Here is a 2,884-nt window from a genome sequence, read left to right as displayed (position 1 = left end):
TTCCGAGAACCATGCGAATTGCAACGCTTAATGAAAATCAAGCGTTGTCGTTTCAGTTAAGTGATTCAATTTTAAATCGGTAGTCAAAAGCGACAGCCAGGGGAGCATAGATTCGGCCCCAATCGAGCATTTCGACGATTTTTTGGTCGGCTTTCAAGCGCCTGTGATTCCTGCAAATATTTCGTCATAGCGAAGCTAACACGATCTTGGCTTCTGTCATAGGCGCAACCGTTTGGCGCGCCATTTCACTATCGATAAGGATAGCTTATCGATAGTGTTGACGCATAGCGTTTGAAACGGCAAAATGACCGTCGAAACCGCCCCAGGCCGCGGGCGCGCCAAAAGAAGAGCTTTCGCCATGGATCCGACCCGCCGCCCGATCGCGCGCGCAAAACAGGCCGCCGAGGACCGACGCGCGCTCGAGCTCGACGCGCTCGCCGCCATAATGCCGATCGACCGGCGCGACGCGCTGGCTGGGCTTTTGACCGACGACGACGTCGCGACCTTGAAGCATCTGGCGGGCGAGGGCATCGGCGACAACAGTTTGCGCGCGCTCAGCTCGGATCTGGCCTATCTCGAAGCCTGGTCGCTGGCTTCCACCGGATCCGCCCTGCCCTGGCCGGCGCCGGAATCGCTGGCGCTGAAATTCGTCGCCCATCATCTGTGGGACCCGGCACAGCGCGAGGCCGACGCCCTGCACGGCATGCCGGCGGCTGTAGAGACCGCTTTGCGCGAAAAGGGCCATTTGCGAGCGGTCGGTCCGCACGCGCCGGCGACGGTCAAGCGGCGCCTCGCCCATTGGGGCACTTTGCATCGCTGGCGCGGCTTTGACGGGCCGTTCGCCGCCCCTACCGTGCGCGCGGCGCTGCGCCTCGCCGTGCGGGCGTCGGCGCGGCCGCGCGGGCGCAAAAGCCCAAAGGCGGTGACGCGCGACGTGCTCGACCGGCTCATCGCCGTCTCCGACTGGAACCGCCTCACGGACCTGCGCGACAAGGCCCTGCTGCTGACCGCCTTCGCCTCGGGCGGGCGCCGCCGCAGCGAAATCGCCCGCCTGCGCCTCGAGCAGATTGTTCGCGAGCCGCCGGTGCCGCTCGATCCCGCTGATCCGCGCTCGGAGCCCCTGCCCTGCCTGTCGATCGTGCTCGGCCGCACCAAGACAGGACAAGCCGACGAGGACTCCCGCGTGCTGCTGATCGGGCCCCCGGTTACGGCGCTCGAGGCGTGGATCGCCAAAGCGGAGATTTCGAAAGGCGCGGTGTTTCGCGCCATCGACCGTTGGGGAAACCTTCAGGACAGAGCGTTGACCCCGCAGGCCGTCAATCTGATCGTCAAAAAGCGCTGCGCCCGGGCTGGGCTCGATCCGTTCGCCTTCAGCGCCCATGGCCTGCGTTCGGGCTTTCTGACCGAAGCGGCGCGCCGCGGCGTGCCGCTGCCCGAAGCCATGCGCCAGTCGCAGCACCGCTCGGTGCAACAGGCGGCGCGCTATTACAACGATTCCGAGGCGCGGCTTGGCGCCGCGGCGCGGCTGCTGGTGTGACGCAAGCATCCTTGGACCAAGCATCCTTCGACTAGGCATCCTTGGACAATGCTGGCCAAATGCCTATATAGTAGCGGCAAATGGCACTGGAGATCGAGATGATTGCGCCCGAAAAAACCGCCGCAATTGTTGGCGGCCCCAAAATGGTCGGCGTTGAGGTCCGCAGCGGCTTCGATCTCGCGCGCGCGGTGCGACGCGGCCTGCCGGTCGGCGCCGCCCAATACGTGCTGGACAGCGGCAGGCTGACCGCCGCCGAAATGGACAAAGTCGTTCTGCCGCGCAAGACTCTGGCCAATCGCCGCAAGATCGGCGCCCTGACCGCCGAACAGTCGAATCGCCTGATCCGCGCCGCCCGGTTGCTCGCCGGCGCCGAGGAAACCTTCGGCTCGTCGGAAAAGGCCGGCCTTTGGCTGCGCCGCCCGACGCAAGCTTTGGCCGGCGAACGGCCGCTCGATCTGCTCGACACCGAGGAAGGCGCCCGCGAGGTGGAAGTCTTGCTTGGCCGCATCGGTCACGGGATCGCCGCCTGATGCAGGCGTGGCGGCTCTGCCGCGCGCCTTTCGCCGATCTGTCGGGCGAGGGCGCCCGGCTTTATGGCGGTCGCTGGAATTCGCCGGGAAGCGCCATGGTTTACGCCGCGGATGAGCCCGCCCTCGCCGTCTTGGAAGTGCGCGTGCATCTCGATCTGCCGCCCGATCTCATCCCCGACGATTACGTCCTGATCAAACTCGATCTGTCCGGCCTGACGGCGGAAGATCTCGCCGTCTTGCCCGCCGATCCGCGCGCCTTCGGCGATCAATGGCTCGAACAAAGGCGCAGCCCGATCTTACGCGTTCCGTCGTTGATCGTCCCCGACGCCCGTAATCTGCTGCTCAACCCAACCCATCCCCAAGCGGCGGACGCCAAAATCGTCAGCACCAATCCCTTCGCCTTCGATCCGCGGCTCTGGGCGCCGTTGTAAATTGGGCGCATCAGGACAGCAGGAAATCAATCGCGTCGGTCAGGTTTCGGGCGACGAATGTCGGCGGCGGATCGAGTTGTTTCTCCTGGCCGGATCGATATTTTCCGGTCTGAACCAGAACGCCCATCAACCCCGCCGCCATCGCGCCGCCGACATCAGCTTCGACGTCGTCGCCAATCATCGCGACGTCCTCCGCCGCGCAGCCGAGACTGTCGACGGCCAAAGCGAAAAACAACGGCGACGGCTTGCCCAGCACCAGGGCTTTGCGGCTGGAGGCGTATTCCACAGCGGAGACAAAGGCGCCGAGATCGAGGCTCAATTCGCCGTCGCGATCGAGAAAATTACGGTTGTTGGCCAGCGCCAGAAATGCGGCGCCGCGCAGGATT

Annotated in this window: 4 protein-coding genes; 3 read left to right on the top strand and 1 reads right to left on the bottom strand. The window is 64.7% G+C overall.

Annotated features, from left to right (window positions below; translation table 11 throughout):
- Positions 1-358: 358 nt before the first annotated feature.
- From ACLP2E_RS13430 to ACLP2E_RS13420, 3 genes are all read left to right on the top strand, one after another.
- On the top strand, positions 359-1,537 hold the full coding sequence (locus ACLP2E_RS13430) for a site-specific integrase (protein WP_442466224.1): 1,179 nt from the start codon (positions 359-361) through the stop codon (positions 1,535-1,537).
- 98 nt (positions 1,538-1,635) lie between these two features.
- On the top strand, positions 1,636-2,067 hold the full coding sequence (parS, locus tag ACLP2E_RS13425) for a type II RES/Xre toxin-antitoxin system antitoxin (protein ID WP_442466223.1): 432 nt from the start codon (positions 1,636-1,638) through the stop codon (positions 2,065-2,067).
- Positions 2,067-2,498, top strand: a complete 432-nt coding sequence (locus tag ACLP2E_RS13420; RefSeq protein ID WP_442466222.1) for an RES family NAD+ phosphorylase — start codon at positions 2,067-2,069, stop codon at positions 2,496-2,498. Before parS ends, ACLP2E_RS13420 begins: the two co-directional genes overlap by 1 nt.
- A gap of 10 nt (positions 2,499-2,508) precedes the next feature.
- On the opposite strand, the gene ACLP2E_RS13415 is transcribed toward ACLP2E_RS13420, so the two are convergent.
- The coding region (locus ACLP2E_RS13415; RefSeq protein WP_442466221.1) for an HAD hydrolase-like protein at positions 2,509-2,884 on the bottom strand (376 nt) is incomplete at its 5' end.

The sequence above is a fragment of the Rhodoblastus sp. genome (assembly GCF_052145335.1).
In the GTDB taxonomy this organism is placed as follows: Bacteria; Pseudomonadota; Alphaproteobacteria; order Rhizobiales; family Beijerinckiaceae; genus Rhodoblastus.
This window is presented reverse-complemented; position numbering and strand designations above follow the sequence as displayed.